Origin of the sequence: Paenibacillus sp. IHBB 10380, from assembly GCF_000949425.1 — a bacterium.
GTDB lineage: Bacteria > Bacillota > Bacilli > Paenibacillales > Paenibacillaceae > Paenibacillus_AQ.
Genome location: NZ_CP010976.1, coordinates 4,280,357 through 4,297,399 on the forward strand (window position 1 = coordinate 4,280,357; position 17,043 = coordinate 4,297,399).

The following is a 17,043-nucleotide window of genomic DNA, read 5'->3' on the forward strand; positions in this document are numbered from 1 at the left end:
TTAGTTGCCTCCTTCCTGAGCAGCTTGTTTCTTAGCCGGAGGAAGAACCTCACCACGATAAATCCACACTTTCACGCCAATACGGCCGTAAGTTGTAGCCGCTTCAGCTGTACCATAGTCAATATCAGCACGAAGCGTATGAAGTGGAACAGTTCCTTCGCTGTAGCCTTCCGAACGAGCGATTTCAGCGCCGCCGAGACGTCCGCCGACCTTAGTTTTGATACCTTTAGCGCCAGAACGCATAGTTCTTTGCATTGCTTGTTTCAGTGCACGACGGAAAGAAACGCGACGTTCCAATTGTTGTGCAATGCTTTCAGCAACAAGAATTGCATCTAGCTCAGGGTGTTTGATTTCAGAAATGTTGATGTGAACTTTCTTACCATCAGCAATTTTTGTAATTTGGCTCCGTAGTACTTCTACTTCAGAACCACCTTTACCAATAACCATACCTGGTTTCGCTGTGTGGATCGTAACATTCACACGATTAGCTGCTCTCTCAATTTCAATATGGGAAACAGCCGAATCTTTTAATTTATTTTTAACGTACTCACGAATTTTAATGTCTTCAAGCAAAAGTGTACCGAAATCTTTGCCTGCGTACCATTTAGATTCCCAATCACGGATAATACCTATCCGGAGTCCAACCGGATTTATCTTTTGGCCCACGCGTTATCCCTCCTTATTTCTCAGATACCACCAAAGTGATGTGGCTTGTGCGTTTATTTATACGACTAGCGCGCCCCATAGCACGAGGACGGAAACGTTTCATCGTAGGTCCTTGGTTGACATAAGCTTCAGTAACAACCAATTTATTTATATCTAAAGAGTAATTATGCTCAGCATTGGCAATCGCTGAGTTTAACAACTTCTCCACCACCGGAGAAGATGCTTTCGGAGTGTGTCGCAGAATTGCGATTGCTTCACCAACTTGCTTGCCGCGAATCAAATCGATTACTAATCGAACTTTACGAGAAGAAATCCGAATAGATTTAGCATGTGCTTTTGCTTCCATTGTTTTACCTCCTCTCAGACAAAGAGATTAAAATATTATCTTCTTGTTTTCTTGTCATCATCTGCATGACCCTTGTAAGTACGTGTTGGAGCGAACTCGCCCAATTTGTGACCTACCATATCTTCCGTTACGTATACTGGAACGTGCTTACGTCCGTCATACACGCCAAATGTAAGTCCGATAAACTGTGGGAAAATAGTTGAACGACGTGACCAAGTTTTGATTACTGCTTTTTTGTCCGAATCGTTCATAACTTCAACTTTTTTCAACAGGTAGCCATCAATAAATGGACCTTTTTTTAAGCTGCGACTCATATGTGAATCCTCCCTTCATCAAATCTCTCGTTACTTTCGGCACTTCACAAAGTTATGCACAGAGTGCATTATTTTGTGCGGCGGCGAACGATATATTTGTCAGAAGCTTTACCTTTTTTACGCGTTTTGAAACCAAGAGTTGGTTTACCCCAAGGAGACAATGGAGATTTACGTCCGATTGGAGCGCGACCTTCACCACCACCGTGTGGGTGATCGTTAGGGTTCATTACTACCCCGCGTACTTCTGGGCGACGTCCCAACCAGCGACTGCGTCCTGCTTTACCGATTTTGATTAGTTCGTGGTCTTCATTACCAACAGAACCGATCGTAGCGCGGCAAACTTTCAGGATACGACGAACTTCACCGGAAGATAGACGAATGGATACATATTTTTCTTCTTTACCAAGAAGCTGAGCTTCAGTACCAGCTGCACGTACCAATTGTCCACCTTTACCTGGTTGCAATTCGATGTTGTGGATAACTGTACCCACCGGAATGTTTTCCAAAGGAAGAGCATTACCGATTTTGATGTCAGAAGTAGGACCGGATTCAACTTGATCTCCAACTTTTAATCCTTTAGGAGCGATGATATAACGTTTCTCTCCATCAGCATAGTTAATTAGAGCAATGTTGGAAGTACGGTTCGGGTCATATTCTATCGTAGCAACGCGACCTGGTATTCCGTCTTTAGTCCGTTTGAAGTCAATAATACGATATTTACGTTTGTGTCCACCGCCGTGATGACGAACGGTAATTTTACCTTGGTTATTGCGGCCCGCTGTTTTGCTCAGTGGTGCCAACAATGACTTCTCCGGTTGATCAGTTGTAATCTCTTCAAACGTAGACACGGACATGTTACGTCTGGCCGGGGATGTCGGTTTATACTTTTTAATGGGCACTGTATTCCCTCCTTACTCTACGGATTCAAAAAATTCTAACGGTTTGCTATCTTTACTAAGCGATACAATGGCTTTTTTCCACTCTGAAGTGTAACCAGAATATTTACCATAACGTTTAGGTTTTTGCGGTACACGCATTGTGTTAACATTTGTTACTTTAACTTTGAAAATAGCTTCGACAGCTTGCTTGATCTCGGTTTTGTTGGAACGGATATCAACTTCAAAAGCATATTTCATTTCGCTCATATAGTCGGCCGTACGTTCCGTAATTACCGGACGCTTAATCACATCGCGAGGATCCTTCATTACGCGAACACCTCCTCTACCTTCTGAACTGCTTCCTTCGTAATGATCAACTTGTCGTACAGAAGCACGTCAAGGACATTAATGCCGTCAGCTGCTACGAATTTCACACCTGGGATGTTGCGTGATGCTAAAGCAACCACATCATCATAACTAGGTGCTACGATCAGAGCTTTACGGTCTACTTTCAAGTTGTTCAAGATTGCAACAAACTCTTTAGTTTTTGGTGAAGTCAATGCAAGTGCATCAAGGACGATAATGTTATTATCAATCACTTTAGAAGACAATGCAGACTTAATAGCTAAACGACGAACCTTCTTAGGCAGTTTGAATGCATAGCTGCGTGGAGTTGGTCCAAATACTACGCCGCCGCCTTTCCATTGTGGCGAACGAATGGAACCTTGACGAGCACGACCTGTACCTTTTTGTTTCCAAGGCTTACGTCCACCACCGCGGACTTCAGAACGCCCTTTAACCTTGTGTGTACCACGACGCAGCGAAGCTCTTTGTAGCAAGACTGCTTCATTCATAACATGTACGTGCGGTTCAATACCGAATACAGTGTCACTCAATTCCACTTCTCCTACTTCTTTTCCGCTGACATTAAAAAGCACTACTTTGGGCACTGTTGTTCCTCCTTTCTAGGGGTGATTATTTCTTCACCGTTTCTTTAATTTTCACAAAGCTGTTTTTAGGTCCTGGGATAGCACCTTTTATTAGAAGAACATTACGTTCTACATCCACTTTGATCACTTCTAGCTTTTGTACAGTAATTGTAGTGTGACCCATGTGTCCTGGAAGACGTTTGCCTTTAGGAACACGGTTCGCTTGAATGGAACCCATCGAACCTGGTCTACGGTGATAACGCGATCCGTGAGCCATTGGTCCGCGGCTTTGTCCCCAACGTTTAATTACCCCTTGGAAACCTTTACCTTTGGAAGTACCAGTTACGTCAACAAATTCACCTTCAGTGAAGACATCAGCCTTCAATTCTTGACCCACTTCAACACTTGCGGAGTCAATACCGCGAATCTCGCGAACGTAGCGCTTAGGCGTAGCGTTTGCTTTCTTCGCATGACCTGCTTCAGGTTTGTTTGCGTTTTTCTCTTTTTTGTCAGAGAAGCCCAGTTGAACAGCTTCGTAGCCATCGTTTTCTAGGTCTTTCTTCTGCAATACAACACAAGGACCTGCTTCGATTACCGTTACAGGAATTACATTACCTTCAGGGGTAAATACTTGAGTCATTCCGAGTTTTTTTCCTAAGATACCTTTCATGTTGACACCTCATTTCCTTTCTATATTCCCTTTAGGAGAAATTACAATTTAATTTCAATATCTACACCGGACGGCAGGTCCAAGCGCATTAAGGCATCCACAGTTTGTGGAGTTGGGTTCACAATGTCGATCAAACGCTTATGTGTGCGTTGTTCGAATTGCTCACGCGAATCCTTATACTTGTGTACCGCACGGAGAATGGTAATAATTTGTTTTTCAGTTGGAAGTGGAATTGGTCCGGAAACACCTGCACCCGAACGTTTTGCAGTTTCAACAATTTTCTCTGCGGATTGATCAAGAATTCTGTGATCATAAGCTTTCAAACGAATACGAATCTTTTGCTTTGCCATTTATAGTCCCTCCTTCTATCGCCCAATTTGGTATCGGACATACTCCGTGAAAATTTTCTAACCAACCGCCCCATGGCAAAGGGGCCTGGTGTGTCAGTAACCTCTCACATCATCGCAACGTCTCAGAACAACATTCATTATTATATATAATACTTTGGTATAATGCAAGTATTAAATAGTATTTTATAATTTATTCGCTCACAAAAATATATTTTACACTTATTTATCTAATGAAGCAACTCTAAATCAATAATAATAAATAAAAACATTAAAAAAGAGATCTTATCCTTACCTTAGTAAGGATAAGATCTCTTTCACTTTCGTTTACAATACAATGTTGCTCGTTACAGTACACTGTTGCTTTGTATTACTCTATTTGGTTAAAGACCAAGGTCTTTAAATTACTTAGTGATTGTTGCAACGGCACCCGCACCAACAGTACGTCCGCCTTCACGAATGGAGAATTTAGTACCTTCTTCAATCGCGATTGGGTTGATCAATGAAACAGTTACAGTGATGTTGTCACCAGGCATAACCATTTCAGTTCCTTCTGGCAAAGAGATGACGCCAGTTACGTCAGTTGTACGGAAGTAGAACTGTGGACGGTAACCAGTGAAGAAAGGTTTATGACGTCCGCCTTCTTCTTTTGTCAAAACGTAGATTTGTGCAGAAAATTCTGTGTGTGGTTTAACAGTACCTGGTTTAGCAAGTACTTGACCACGCTCGATTTGTGTGCGGTCAACACCACGAAGCAATGCTCCGATGTTGTCACCAGCTTGAGCGGAATCTAGCAATTTGCGGAACATTTCCACACCAGTAACGACGGATTTCTTGGATTCTTCAACAATACCAATAATTTCGACTTCTTCGCCGACTTTAACAGTACCACGTTCTACACGACCTGTAGCAACGGTACCGCGACCAGTGATGGAGAATACGTCCTCGACAGGCATCAAGAAAGGTTTTTCAGTATCACGAATTGGATCTGGTACATACTCGTCGATAACATTGAACATTTCAACGATTTTAGCAGCCCATTCTCCGTCTGGATTAGCCAAAGCTTCACGAGCTGAACCTTGGAAAATTGGAGTGTCATCACCTGGGAAATCATATTCATTCAACAGGTCACGAACTTCCATTTCAACTAGTTCAAGCAACTCTTCGTCTTCAACCATATCACATTTGTTCAAGAATACTACGATGTAAGGAACACCTACTTGACGAGACAATAGGATGTGTTCACGAGTCTGTGGCATAGGACCATCAGCCGCGGAAACTACCAAGATAGCTCCATCCATTTGTGCAGCACCAGTAATCATGTTCTTAACGTAGTCGGCGTGACCTGGGCAGTCAACGTGAGCATAGTGACGCTTAGGTGTTTCGTACTCAACGTGAGAAGTAGAGATTGTGATACCGCGTTCGCGCTCTTCTGGTGCTTTGTCGATTTGGTCGAACGCTATTGCTGCACCACCATAAGTCTTGGACAGTACAGAAGTAATTGCAGCAGTAAGAGTAGTTTTACCATGATCGACGTGACCGATAGTTCCGATGTTAACGTGAGTTTTGTTACGTTCAAATTTAGCCTTTGCCATTTTAAACATTTCCTCCTTTAAATATGGATTATTTATGTTATGTTGAGCGGAATATAGCAGATCTTAGATTGCTAGAACCTCGCTCAACATGAAAACGATACTATGATTATTCTCCGCCTTTAGTCTTGGAGACAATCTCTTCAGCAATATTCTTTGGAACTTCTTCATAGTGAGAAAGTTCCATCGAGAACGTACCGCGTCCTTGCGTACCGGAACGAAGTGTTGTCGAGTATCCGAACATTTCAGACAAAGGCACCTTGGAACGAATAATTTGAGCTCCTGCGCGGGAATCCATACCTTCGATACGGCCACGACGAGAGTTCAGCATACCCATTACGTCACCCATGTACTCTTCAGGTACTGTAACTTCAACTTTCATGATTGGCTCAAGAAGGACAGCCTTACACTTGTCTTTAGCTGCTTTAAGAGCCAAAGAACCTGCCACCTTAAATGCCATTTCATTGGAGTCAACGTCATGGTAAGAACCATCAACAATGGTAGCTTTAACATCAACAAGCGGGAAGCCTGCAATGACACCATTCTTCATCGTTTCTTCAATACCTGCAAGTGCTGGAGCGATGTATTCTCTAGGTACAGAACCACCGACTACTTTACTTTCGAACACGTTACCTGTACCTGCTTCAAGAGGTTCAAATTCAACCCATACGTGACCATATTGTCCACGACCACCGGATTGACGTACGAACTTACCTTCAACACGTGCAGGCTGACGGAATGTTTCACGGTATGCCACTTGTGGTTTACCAACATTCGTTTCCACTTTGAATTCACGACGCATACGGTCAATGATAATATCAAGGTGAAGTTCGCCCATACCTGCCAGAATAGTTTGCCCAGTCTCTTCATCTGTATGAGCACGTAGAGTCGGATCTTCTTCTGTCAGTTTACCAAGAGCAACACCAAGTTTATCTTGGTCAGCTTTGGTCTTAGGTTCTACAGCGATCTCGATAACCGGATCAGGGAAGTTCATTGATTCCAGAATTACTGGATGCTTCTCATCACACAGCGTATCACCTGTACTTGTATCCTTCAATCCTACAGCAGACGCAATATCACCAGAATACACATCGGTAATTTCTTGACGAGCGTTGGCATGCATTTGAAGAATACGACCGATCCGTTCGCGTTTACCCTTCGTTGCATTCAGTACATATGAACCGGATTGTAACACACCGGAATATACACGGAAGAACGTAAGTTTACCCACATAAGGATCTGTCATAATTTTAAATGCAAGTGCTGCAAAGGGCTCTTCATCAGAAGATTTACGAATCGTTTCTGTACCATCATCAAGATGTCCGATGATCGCTGGAACGTCAGTCGGAGCTGGAAGATAGTCGATAACGGCGTCCATCATAAGCTGAACCCCTTTGTTACGATAGGAAGAACCACAGATTACTGGGAAGATCTTAACTTCCACAACACCTTTACGAAGAGCAGCTTTCAGCTCTGCGATCGTGATTTCTTCACCTTCTAGATATTTCATTGTCAACTCTTCGTCCAATTCAGCTACTTTTTCAACTAGCTCTGCACGTAGTGTTGCAACTTGTTCTAGAAATTCTGCAGGAATGTCTGTAACTTCGATATTTTGACCTAAATCATCATGGAAGATATGAGCCTTCTCTTCAACAAGGTCAATAATACCATCAAAATCACTCTCTGCACCAATTGGTAATTGAATAGCAACCGCGTTCGCACGAAGGCGATCACGCATAGTTTCAATTACATTCAAATAGTCTGCGCCGATAATATCCATTTTGTTAACATATGCAATACGAGGTACATCGTAACGGTCAGCCTGTCTCCATACGGTTTCGGACTGAGGTTCTACACCCTCTTTAGCACTGAAAACACCTACTGCCCCATCCAATACACGTAGGGAACGTTCAACTTCAACTGTGAAGTCAACGTGCCCTGGGGTATCAATGATATTGATGCGGTGACCCTTCCATTGAGCAGTCGTAGCAGCGGAAGTAATTGTAATTCCGCGCTCCTGTTCTTGCTCCATCCAGTCCATTGTAGCAGCACCCTCGTGAACTTCCCCGATTTTGTGCGTACGACCTGTATAGTACAAGATTCGCTCTGTAGTGGTAGTTTTACCAGCATCAATATGTGCCATGATCCCGATGTTACGTGTATTTTGCAAGGAGAACTCTCTTGACATGAAATAGTCTCCCTTCAAATAAATAATTTATATTATTTATATACGAGCTGATTCTACCAACGGTAGTGAGCAAACGCTTTGTTCGCTTCAGCCATTTTGTGTGTATCTTCGCGTTTCTTAACAGAAGCGCCTGTGTTGTTGGAAGCATCAATGATTTCAGCTGCTAAGCGTTCTTCCATTGTTTTCTCACCGCGGTTGCGAGAGTAGTTTACTAACCAACGTAGACCTAATGCTGTACGTCTTTCTGGTTTAACTTCGATCGGCACTTGGTAGTTAGCACCACCTACACGACGAGCTTTAACCTCCAGAACTGGCATGATGTTCTTGATTGCTGTTTCAAATACTTCCATCGGGTCATTACCCGTACGTTCTTGAATAAGCTTGAACGAATTATATAGAATACTTGCAGCAACCCCTCTCTTACCATCCAGCATAATGCGGTTGATAAGGCGAGTAACTAATTTGCTGTTATACAACGGATCTGGTAATACGTCTCTTTTTGTAACTGGACCTTTGCGTGGCATGGATATCCCCCTTTCTTTACGTCATTGAATTCATTAAGAATTCACTATTATTTTTTTACTTTAGGACGTTTAGCACCGTATTTAGAACGAGCTTGCATCCGGTTGTTAACACCTGCTGTATCTAGAGCGCCGCGAACGATATGGTAACGAACCCCTGCAAGGTCCTTTACTTTTCCTCCACGAATCAACACAACACTGTGCTCTTGAAGGTTATGTCCAATACCCGGGATGTAAGCAGTCACCTCGATACGGTTCGTCAAACGAACACGAGCGTATTTACGAAGCGCTGAGTTTGGTTTACGTGGAGTCATTGTTCCTACACGTGTACAAACACCGCGTTTTTGTGGAGCACTCAAATCAGTATCTTGACGTTTCAAAGCATTGAACCCTTTTTGTAAAGCAGGGGACTTTGATTTGTAGATCTTGGCTTGACGCCCTTTACGAACTAGTTGATTAATTGTTGGCATGTTATTGCCACCCCCTTCCCATATTTCTATCCCTTCACAAACCGACTTTCAAGTCCACAGACCCAGGCGGCTCATTAAAGAGCAAATGAAAAGTTTTTGCCGAAAGAAAACAACTCTTCCCCAACAAAAACATCACTTATAGCTATTGTTTAATGACGGCAGCCATTGCTGCACCCACTTCAATGCTGCATGCTTCGCCCAATTCAATCATGGTATCCACATACGTGATTTTGACACCGTGTTTCTCACACAGCGCTACAATCTTTGAAATAAGTCGTTGATCCGCATCGTTCGCCACATAGACTTCTGTAGCTTGGCCCAACTCCACAGAACGTGTAGTTTGTTTGGTCCCGATTCTAACATGAGCATCCTGCAACCCTTTATCATTAGACATCTTTACGATTCCTCCAAAAAGAACAGGGATAAATCCTCTACTACTCACGCACCTCTGATATATTAGCATCACTAACTAACGATGTCAAGAGGTTTATTGTAATTATTCCTTGAAAATGGAATGCCTGCGAAGCTATTCATAGGAGCAGAACAGCTTCGCGGCTAGTTCCAATTATTCTACAGTGACTGTTTCCATATCTTTAGCATCTGCGGTCTTCAATTCCGGATCAGCATAAGTTACGCTGCGGTAACGATTCATACCCGTACCTGCCGGAATCAATTTCCCGATGATAACATTTTCCTTCAGTCCTAACAATTTGTCTACTTTTCCTTTGATCGCAGCATCGGTCAATACGCGAGTCGTTTCTTGGAATGATGCAGCCGACAAGAATGAGTCGGTTTCCAGAGAAGCTTTCGTGATCCCTAGCAGGACTGGTTTTGCAACCGCTGGCTCTTTACCAGAAAGGATAGCTACTTTATTAGCAGCTTCATATTCATGAATATCCGAGAACGCACCTGGTAGAAGCGTAGTCTCCCCTGCATCAACGATCCGGATTTTACGAAGCATTTGTTTAATCATAACTTCAACGTGCTTATCGTTGATTTCTACACCTTGGTTACGGTATACACGTTGTACTTCTTGTAGAATATAGTTTTGCACACCACGAATCCCTTTGATACGCAAAATTTCTTTTGGATCAATTGAACCGTCAGTAAGCTCATCACCAGCTTCAATTTCTTGGCCTTCGCTAACGCGTAGACGTGAACCATAAGTAACAGAGTAAGATTTAGTCTCGGCTTCGCCTTGAATTTCAATCTCACGACGGTCTTTGGTTTCACGAATTTCTTTAACGACACCATCAATTTCACTAATCGTTGCTTGACCTTTTGGATTCCGGGCTTCGAAAAGCTCTTGAATACGTGGCAAACCTTGTGTAATATCGTCTCCCGCAACGCCCCCGGTATGGAACGTACGCATGGTGAGCTGTGTTCCTGGTTCACCAATGGATTGTGCCGCGATAATACCTACCGCTTCCCCAATTTCCACATGTTTACCAGTAGCTAGATTTCGTCCATAACATATCTTACATACGCCATGACGAGCTCTACAGCTAAGTACAGAACGAATTTGTAATTTTTCAACTCCGGCTGCGACAATCGCACTCGCTTTGTCAGAGTCAATCAGTTCATTACGGTTTACAATAACAGCGCCTGTCTCTGGATGACGAACGGTCTCGAAGCAATAACGACCTTCAATACGGTCATACAGATCTTCAATGACCTCTTTACCATCCTGAATCTTCGCAACTGAGAATCCTTTATCTGTACCACAATCCTCTTCACGAACGATGACATCTTGTGCCACGTCAACTAGACGACGAGTAAGATAACCGGAATCGGCTGTACGTAGTGCTGTATCGGCCAAACCTTTACGAGCTCCGTGAGTAGATAGGAAGTACTCGAGTACTGTCAGTCCTTCGCGGAAGTTCGATTTGATTGGTAATTCGATAATACGTCCTGATGGGTTGGCCATCAGACCACGCATACCGCCCAATTGGGTGATTTGTGATTTATTACCACGCGCTTTGGAATCAACCATGAGCATGATGGAGTTAAAGCGATCCATAGACTTCATGAGTACTTCAGTGATCTCATCTTTCGTCTTAGACCAGATATCGATAACACGGTCATAACGTTCCTCATTGGTAATAAGTCCCCGACGATATTGAGTCGTAACGACATCAACTTTTGCGTCAGATGCATGTAGAATCTCATCTTTTTCTACCGGTACGATGACGTCGGATACTGCGACGGTTACACCAGCACGGGTAGAATAAGTGAATCCTAATTGCTTGATCTTATCCAAGATAACGGATGTTTCTGTCGTGTGATAGGTTTCGAAACAACGGGCAATGATATGGCCTAAATAATCTTTACCCACACCACCAGCAATCGGCAGACTGTCTATAATAGCACGAATGTCTGCACCCTTTTCATATACAAAGTACTCTTCAGGTGTCCCCTCGAACAGGTTCTTCCGTGTAGCTTCATTAATATATGGGAAAGTGCTAGGGAATATTTCATTGAAGATAATTTTCCCTACAGTTGTGATTAAGAATGCATTTTGTTGAGCTTCTGTAAAGTTCGTTTTACCAAGTGCTTTAGCAGGAATCGCTACACGTGCGTGTAGACCAGCTACTCCACGTTGATAAGCAGATAATGCTTCGTTTACAGTCCGCAGAATCATACCTGTACCTTTTTCTTCTTTGTTGTCCATCGTAAGATAGAACGTTCCAAGTACCATATCTTGTGAAGGCGTAACAACGGGTTTACCGTCTTTAGGGTTCAGTATGTTACCTGACGCCAACATCAGAATACGTGCTTCAGCTTGTGCTTCTGCAGATAATGGAACGTGGACAGCCATTTGGTCACCATCGAAGTCAGCGTTATATGCTGTACATACGAGTGGGTGAAGACGAATAGCATGACCTTCAACAAGAATCGGTTCAAAAGCTTGAATACCCAAACGGTGAAGCGTCGGTGCGCGGTTAAGGAGTACTGGGTGTTCTTTAATAACTTCTTCAAGTACATCCCATACTTCTGGACTTACACGTTCAACTTTACGTTTAGCACTCTTGATGTTATGAGCAAGACCCTTGTTAACAAGTTCTTTCATAACAAACGGTTTGAACAGCTCTAGTGCCATTTTTTTAGGCAGACCACATTGATACATTTTTAGGTAAGGTCCAACTACGATAACCGAACGGCCAGAGTAGTCAACACGTTTACCTAGTAAGTTCTGACGGAAACGACCTTGTTTACCTTTTAGCATATGGCTAAGGGATTTCAAAGGACGGTTACCCGGACCCGTTACCGGACGGCCACGACGACCATTATCAATTAATGCATCTACAGCTTCTTGAAGCATCCGTTTCTCGTTCTGTACGATAATATCCGGTGCACCAAGATCAAGTAGACGCTTCAAGCGATTGTTCCGGTTAATAACGCGGCGATACAAATCATTCAGGTCAGACGTTGCGAAACGTCCACCATCCAATTGTACCATCGGACGAAGTTCTGGAGGGATAACAGGTAATACATCCATAACCATCCACTCCGGTTTATTACCGGAATTACGGAATGCTTCAATCACTTCAAGACGTTTGATCGCCCGATTTCGACGTTGGCCTTGTGCAGTGCGCAATTCCTCTTTCAGGAATACTAACTCTTTTTCAACATCGATATCTTGCAAAAGCTTCTTAACAGCTTCAGCGCCCATCCCAGCTTGGAATCCATAGCCATATTTCTCACGATAGCTACGGTATTCTTTCTCAGATAGAAGTTGTTTTTTCTCAAGTGGTGTTTCACCAGGGTCCGTTACAACATAAGATGCAAAATAGATAATCTCTTCGAGCGATCTAGGAGACATATCAAGTGCAAGCCCCATGCGGCTTGGAATACCTTTGAAATACCAGATATGAGATACTGGTGCAGCCAGTTCAATATGGCCCATACGTTCACGGCGAACTTTAGCTCTTGTGACTTCAACGCCACAACGATCACATACAACGCCCTTATAACGTACACGCTTATATTTACCACAATGGCATTCCCAATCTTTTGTCGGACCAAAGATCTTCTCGCAGAACAGGCCTTCTTTTTCCGGTTTCAATGTACGATAGTTAATTGTTTCCGGTTTTTTAACTTCTCCGCGGGACCATGAACGAATCTTCTCAGGTGAAGCGAGCCCGATTTTCATGTATTCAAAATTGTTAACGTCCAACAAGGAGCAACCCTCCTTAACCTATTCCTAGATTATTTGATACGTGAGTAGGGCAGTTAGGCTAGCCTAACTGCCAATCACGATCTCTTTTATTCCACTCCGACTTCCGCGCCTTCTATATTGAGACTCAGCTTATCGCCCGCTGCCTCGTCTTCGTCATCGAGTTCTTTCATCTCGATTTCTTGTTCGTCACCACTCAAGATCTTAACATCCAAACCTAAAGATTGAAGTTCTTTAATAAGAACCTTGAACGATTCTGGAACACCAGGTTCTGGAACATTCTCGCCCTTGACGATAGATTCGTACGTTTTCACCCGACCTACTACATCATCGGACTTAACTGTTAAGATTTCTTGTAGTGTATAAGCAGCACCGTAAGCCTCTAATGCCCATACTTCCATTTCCCCGAAACGTTGACCACCGAATTGAGCTTTACCACCCAACGGTTGTTGTGTAACGAGTGAGTAAGGACCTGTAGAACGAGCATGGATCTTATCATCAACCATGTGAGCCAGCTTAATCATGTGCATAACGCCGACTGTAACTTCGCGTTCGAACAAATCGCCCGTACGACCATCGTACAATCTAGTCTTACCATTACGCTGCATGCCAGACTCTTCCATCGTATCGAATACGTCATTCTCGTCCGCACCGTCAAATACCGGCGTTGCTACGTGAATTCCTAGTCGCATAGCGGCCATACCCAAGTGAACCTCAAGTACTTGACCGATATTCATCCGAGAAGGTACCCCTAGTGGATTCAATACAACCTGTACCGGCGTTCCATCTGGAAGGAAAGGCATATCTTCTTCAGGTAAAATACGAGCAACGACACCCTTGTTACCGTGGCGTCCCGCCATTTTGTCACCTTCGGAGATTTTACGTTTCTGCGCAATGTAGACACGCACCATTTGATTAACACCAGGAGGTAGTTCATCACCGTTCTCACGAGTAAACACCTTCACATCTACGATAATACCGTCACTACCATGCGGAACACGTAATGATGTATCACGAACTTCACGAGCTTTCTCACCAAATATAGCGTGTAGAAGGCGCTCTTCAGCAGTCAATTCTGTTACACCCTTCGGAGTAACTTTACCAACTAGGATGTCACCAGCACTAATCTCAGCACCGATACGAATAATACCTCGTTCATCTAAGTTCCGAAGTGCATCTTCACCAACATTAGGAATGTCGCGAGTAATCTCTTCAGGTCCTAGCTTCGTGTCACGAGCTTCCGACTCATATTCTTCAATATGAATTGAAGTGTATACATCTTCCTTGACCATCTTCTCACTTAGAAGGATAGCATCCTCATAGTTGTAACCTTCCCAAGTCATGAAAGCAACGACAACGTTACGTCCAAGAGCGAGTTCGCCCATCTCAGTTGAAGGTCCATCTGCTAGGATATCCCCAATCTTCACAGTGTCGCCTATATTGACGATTGGACGTTGGTTAATACAAGTCCCCTGATTCGAACGCATAAATTTGTGTAATTTATGTTTAACGACGTCACCCTTCACTTCTTTGCCATCTACAAGTTCAATACGGCGAACCCAGATTTCATTAGCAGAAGAACGTTCAACAACACCGTTATGTTTGGATACAATACATACACCAGAGTCTTTAGCAGACTTGTGTTCCATCCCTGTACCAACCAGTGGGGCCTTAGGAATCAATAGAGGCACCGCTTGGCGTTGCATGTTGGATCCCATCAGGGCGCGGTTGGAGTCATCATTCTCTAGGAATGGAATCAAAGCAGTCGCGACCGACACTACTTGTTTTGGAGAAACGTCCATGTAATCTACACGATCACTTGGCATAGATAGAATGTTATCTGCTTGCTTATTGTAACGAACGATAACGATATCATCTTCAAACTTACTGTCAGCTGTTAGCTTAGCGTTCGCTTGAGCAACAATGTAGTTATCTTCTTCGTCTGCAGTCAAATAATCAATCTGTTCGGTAACAATCCCAGTCTTAGAATCAACCCAACGATACGGAGCTTCAATAAAGCCGTATTCGTTCACACGAGCAAAGGTTGACAAGGAGTTAATCAAACCAATGTTCGGACCTTCCGGTGTCTCGATTGGACACATCCGGCCATAATGACTTGGATGGACGTCACGAACTTCGAAACCAGCGCGCTCACGTGTAAGACCACCAGGTCCCAGAGCAGATAGACGACGTTTATGCGTCAATTCACCCAGTGGGTTCGTTTGATCCATAAATTGCGACAATTGAGAACTTCCGAAGAATTCTTTAATGGATGCTATAACCGGACGAATGTTAATCAATGCTTGTGGCGTGATCACATTCGCATCTTGGATGGACATTCTTTCACGAACTACACGTTCCATTCTAGAAAGACCGATGCGGAATTGGTTTTGAAGCAATTCACCAACAGAACGCAAGCGACGGTTACCCAAGTGGTCAATATCATCTGTGTTTCCTACGCCATGTAGGAGGTCTATGAAATAGCTGATGGATGAAATAATATCAGCCGGTGTAATATTTTTAACTGATTTATCAATGTTCGCATTTGCAATCACTTTGATAACTTTGCCTTCTTCAATAGGAGAAAAGACTTCAATACTCTGTAGTGGAATATCATCGGCATCAAGCGCACCATTCGCTACATGATATGTTTTGAGTCCAACACCATTCTCCAAATGAGGCATCAACTCATCTAGTAAACGACGATCTACCATTTGTCCTGATTCAGCCAGAATTTCTCCTGTAGCTGGATCAACTAGTGATTGAGCTAACCGTTGATTGAACAAGCGATTCTTAATGTGTAATTTTTTGTTGATCTTGTAACGACCTACGTTAGCAAGATCATAACGCTTAGGATCAAAGAAACGTGCTACCAATAGACTCTTCGCATTGTCTAATGTAGGTGGTTCACCTGGACGAAGGCGTTCATAGATCTCTATAAGCGCTTTTTCCGTTGAATCCGTATTGTCTTTGTCCAACGTATTACGGATGTACTCATCATTACCAAGCAAATCCAAGATTTCAGCATCAGTGCCAAAACCAAGGGAACGAAGTAACACAGTCACCGGTATTTTACGGGTACGGTCAATCCGGACATACATGATATCCTTAGCATCCGTCTCCAGTTCAAGCCATGCGCCACGGTTAGGAATAACAGTTGCTGTATAATTCTTTTTACCGTTTTTGTCGATTTTCGTACTGAAATAGACGCTAGGAGAGCGAACCAACTGGCTGACAATTACCCGTTCTGCACCGTTGATAATGAACGTACCAGTATCCGTCATCAACGGGAAGTCTCCCATGAACACTTCCTGCTCCTTGACTTCACCTGTTTCTTTGTTGATGAGTCTCACCTTAACCCTAAGTGGAGCTGCATACGTTACGTCACGCTCTTTGGCGTCGTCTATCGTATATTTAGGCTCACTAAGGCTGTAGTCTATAAACTCCAGCACCAAATTACCCGTGAAATCCTGAATTGGGGAAATATCATGAAACATTTCGCGCAATCCTTCCTCCAAAAACCAATCATATGATTTTTGTTGGATTTCGATCAGATTCGGAATTTCGAGTACTTCGTTAATTCTTGCATAACTCCGTCGAGTGCGTCGACCATACTGAACAAGATGTCCTGCCAACTTAAACTCACCCCTCATGTCTACTCACTTTAAAAATACATTGCGAACCTCTGTTTGGACACTTATAATAGAACCATAGAGGTCGCTCCTACGAATAAAGAAAAAAACTCTTCCCCGAATTCTTTCGAACAAAGAGCAATCTATCCGCATTCTTACCTTTCATCATAGGACTTCATAATCAGTAGATTTGCTTCAAATCCTCATAAGCCATATACATATATCACCTATGAAACCTTCTCAATAAAACCCTTGACATTTGAGCAAACTAAAGACAAGATGCCTATCCTAATACTGACATTTCATAATAATA

General features: G+C 43.2%; 15 protein-coding genes. All 15 read right to left on the reverse strand.

What is annotated here, in order from left to right:
- A complete protein-coding gene (gene rpsC, locus UB51_RS19545; RefSeq protein ID WP_044878714.1) occupies positions 1 to 666 on the reverse strand; it encodes a 30S ribosomal protein S3 in 666 nt (221 codons plus the stop codon).
- 13 nt (positions 667 to 679) lie between these two features.
- On the reverse strand, positions 680 to 1,012 hold the full coding sequence (gene rplV, locus UB51_RS19550) for a 50S ribosomal protein L22 (RefSeq protein WP_044878715.1): 333 nt from the start codon (positions 1,010 to 1,012) through the stop codon (positions 680 to 682).
- Between the two features lie 35 nt (positions 1,013 to 1,047).
- The gene (gene rpsS, locus UB51_RS19555; RefSeq protein WP_044878716.1) at positions 1,048 to 1,326 is read right to left on the reverse strand and encodes a 30S ribosomal protein S19; all 279 of its coding nucleotides are present in this window, start codon (positions 1,324 to 1,326) and stop codon (positions 1,048 to 1,050) included.
- Positions 1,327 to 1,394: 68 nt separating this feature from the next.
- Positions 1,395 to 2,225, reverse strand: coding sequence for a 50S ribosomal protein L2 (gene rplB, locus UB51_RS19560; protein ID WP_044878717.1), 831 nt, complete (start codon positions 2,223 to 2,225; stop codon positions 1,395 to 1,397).
- Positions 2,226 to 2,237: 12 nt separating this feature from the next.
- The gene (rplW, locus tag UB51_RS19565; protein WP_044878718.1) at positions 2,238 to 2,531 is read right to left on the reverse strand and encodes a 50S ribosomal protein L23; all 294 of its coding nucleotides are present in this window, start codon (positions 2,529 to 2,531) and stop codon (positions 2,238 to 2,240) included.
- On the reverse strand, positions 2,531 to 3,154 hold the full coding sequence (rplD, locus tag UB51_RS19570) for a 50S ribosomal protein L4 (RefSeq protein WP_044878719.1): 624 nt from the start codon (positions 3,152 to 3,154) through the stop codon (positions 2,531 to 2,533). The genes rplW and rplD overlap by 1 nt, the downstream gene beginning before the upstream one ends.
- Before the next feature lie 25 nt (positions 3,155 to 3,179).
- Positions 3,180 to 3,803 (reverse strand): 50S ribosomal protein L3, encoded by a 624-nt coding sequence (gene rplC / locus UB51_RS19575; protein WP_044878720.1) that lies wholly within the window; start codon positions 3,801 to 3,803, stop codon positions 3,180 to 3,182.
- 41 nt (positions 3,804 to 3,844) lie between these two features.
- The gene (gene rpsJ, locus UB51_RS19580; RefSeq protein ID WP_017692074.1) at positions 3,845 to 4,153 is read right to left on the reverse strand and encodes a 30S ribosomal protein S10; all 309 of its coding nucleotides are present in this window, start codon (positions 4,151 to 4,153) and stop codon (positions 3,845 to 3,847) included.
- Positions 4,154 to 4,554: 401 nt separating this feature from the next.
- Positions 4,555 to 5,745 (reverse strand): elongation factor Tu, encoded by a 1,191-nt coding sequence (gene tuf / locus UB51_RS19585; RefSeq protein WP_044878721.1) that lies wholly within the window; start codon positions 5,743 to 5,745, stop codon positions 4,555 to 4,557.
- Positions 5,746 to 5,851: 106 nt separating this feature from the next.
- Positions 5,852 to 7,930 carry an elongation factor G gene (gene fusA, locus UB51_RS19590; RefSeq protein WP_044878722.1) on the reverse strand — a complete coding sequence of 693 codons (2,079 nt, stop codon included), beginning with the start codon at positions 7,928 to 7,930 and terminating at the stop codon, positions 5,852 to 5,854.
- Between the two features lie 53 nt (positions 7,931 to 7,983).
- The gene (gene rpsG, locus UB51_RS19595) at positions 7,984 to 8,454 is read right to left on the reverse strand and encodes a 30S ribosomal protein S7 (RefSeq protein ID WP_044878723.1); all 471 of its coding nucleotides are present in this window, start codon (positions 8,452 to 8,454) and stop codon (positions 7,984 to 7,986) included.
- 47 nt (positions 8,455 to 8,501) lie between these two features.
- Positions 8,502 to 8,921, reverse strand: coding sequence for a 30S ribosomal protein S12 (gene rpsL / locus UB51_RS19600; protein WP_044878724.1), 420 nt, complete (start codon positions 8,919 to 8,921; stop codon positions 8,502 to 8,504).
- Positions 8,922 to 9,063: 142 nt separating this feature from the next.
- Positions 9,064 to 9,315 (reverse strand): ribosomal L7Ae/L30e/S12e/Gadd45 family protein, encoded by a 252-nt coding sequence (locus UB51_RS19605; protein ID WP_044878725.1) that lies wholly within the window; start codon positions 9,313 to 9,315, stop codon positions 9,064 to 9,066.
- 171 nt (positions 9,316 to 9,486) lie between these two features.
- Positions 9,487 to 13,101 (reverse strand): DNA-directed RNA polymerase subunit beta', encoded by a 3,615-nt coding sequence (gene rpoC, locus UB51_RS19610; RefSeq protein WP_044878726.1) that lies wholly within the window; start codon positions 13,099 to 13,101, stop codon positions 9,487 to 9,489.
- An 86-nt stretch (positions 13,102 to 13,187) separates the two neighbouring features.
- A complete protein-coding gene (gene rpoB, locus UB51_RS19615) occupies positions 13,188 to 16,733 on the reverse strand; it encodes a DNA-directed RNA polymerase subunit beta (RefSeq protein WP_044878727.1) in 3,546 nt (1,181 codons plus the stop codon).
- Positions 16,734 to 17,043: the final 310 nt, after the last annotated feature.

Excerpts from the sequence above, each read along its gene's own strand:
- tuf (WP_044878721.1), bottom strand. The coding sequence starts at position 5,745 with ATGGCAAAGGCTAAATTTGAACGTAACAAAACTCACGTTAACATCGGA.
- rpsL (WP_044878724.1), bottom strand. The coding sequence starts at position 8,921 with ATGCCAACAATTAATCAACTAGTTCGTAAAGGGCGTCAAGCCAAGATC.
- rpsG (WP_044878723.1), bottom strand. The coding sequence starts at position 8,454 with ATGCCACGCAAAGGTCCAGTTACAAAAAGAGACGTATTACCAGATCCG.
- rplV (WP_044878715.1), bottom strand. The coding sequence starts at position 1,012 with ATGGAAGCAAAAGCACATGCTAAATCTATTCGGATTTCTTCTCGTAAA.
- UB51_RS19605 (WP_044878725.1), bottom strand. The coding sequence starts at position 9,315 with ATGTCTAATGATAAAGGGTTGCAGGATGCTCATGTTAGAATCGGGACC.
- rpsJ (WP_017692074.1), bottom strand. The coding sequence starts at position 4,153 with ATGGCAAAGCAAAAGATTCGTATTCGTTTGAAAGCTTATGATCACAGA.
- rplW (WP_044878718.1), bottom strand. The coding sequence starts at position 2,531 with ATGAAGGATCCTCGCGATGTGATTAAGCGTCCGGTAATTACGGAACGT.
- rplC (WP_044878720.1), bottom strand. The coding sequence starts at position 3,803 with ATGAAAGGTATCTTAGGAAAAAAACTCGGAATGACTCAAGTATTTACC.
- rpsS (WP_044878716.1), bottom strand. The coding sequence starts at position 1,326 with ATGAGTCGCAGCTTAAAAAAAGGTCCATTTATTGATGGCTACCTGTTG.
- fusA (WP_044878722.1), bottom strand. The coding sequence starts at position 7,930 with ATGTCAAGAGAGTTCTCCTTGCAAAATACACGTAACATCGGGATCATG.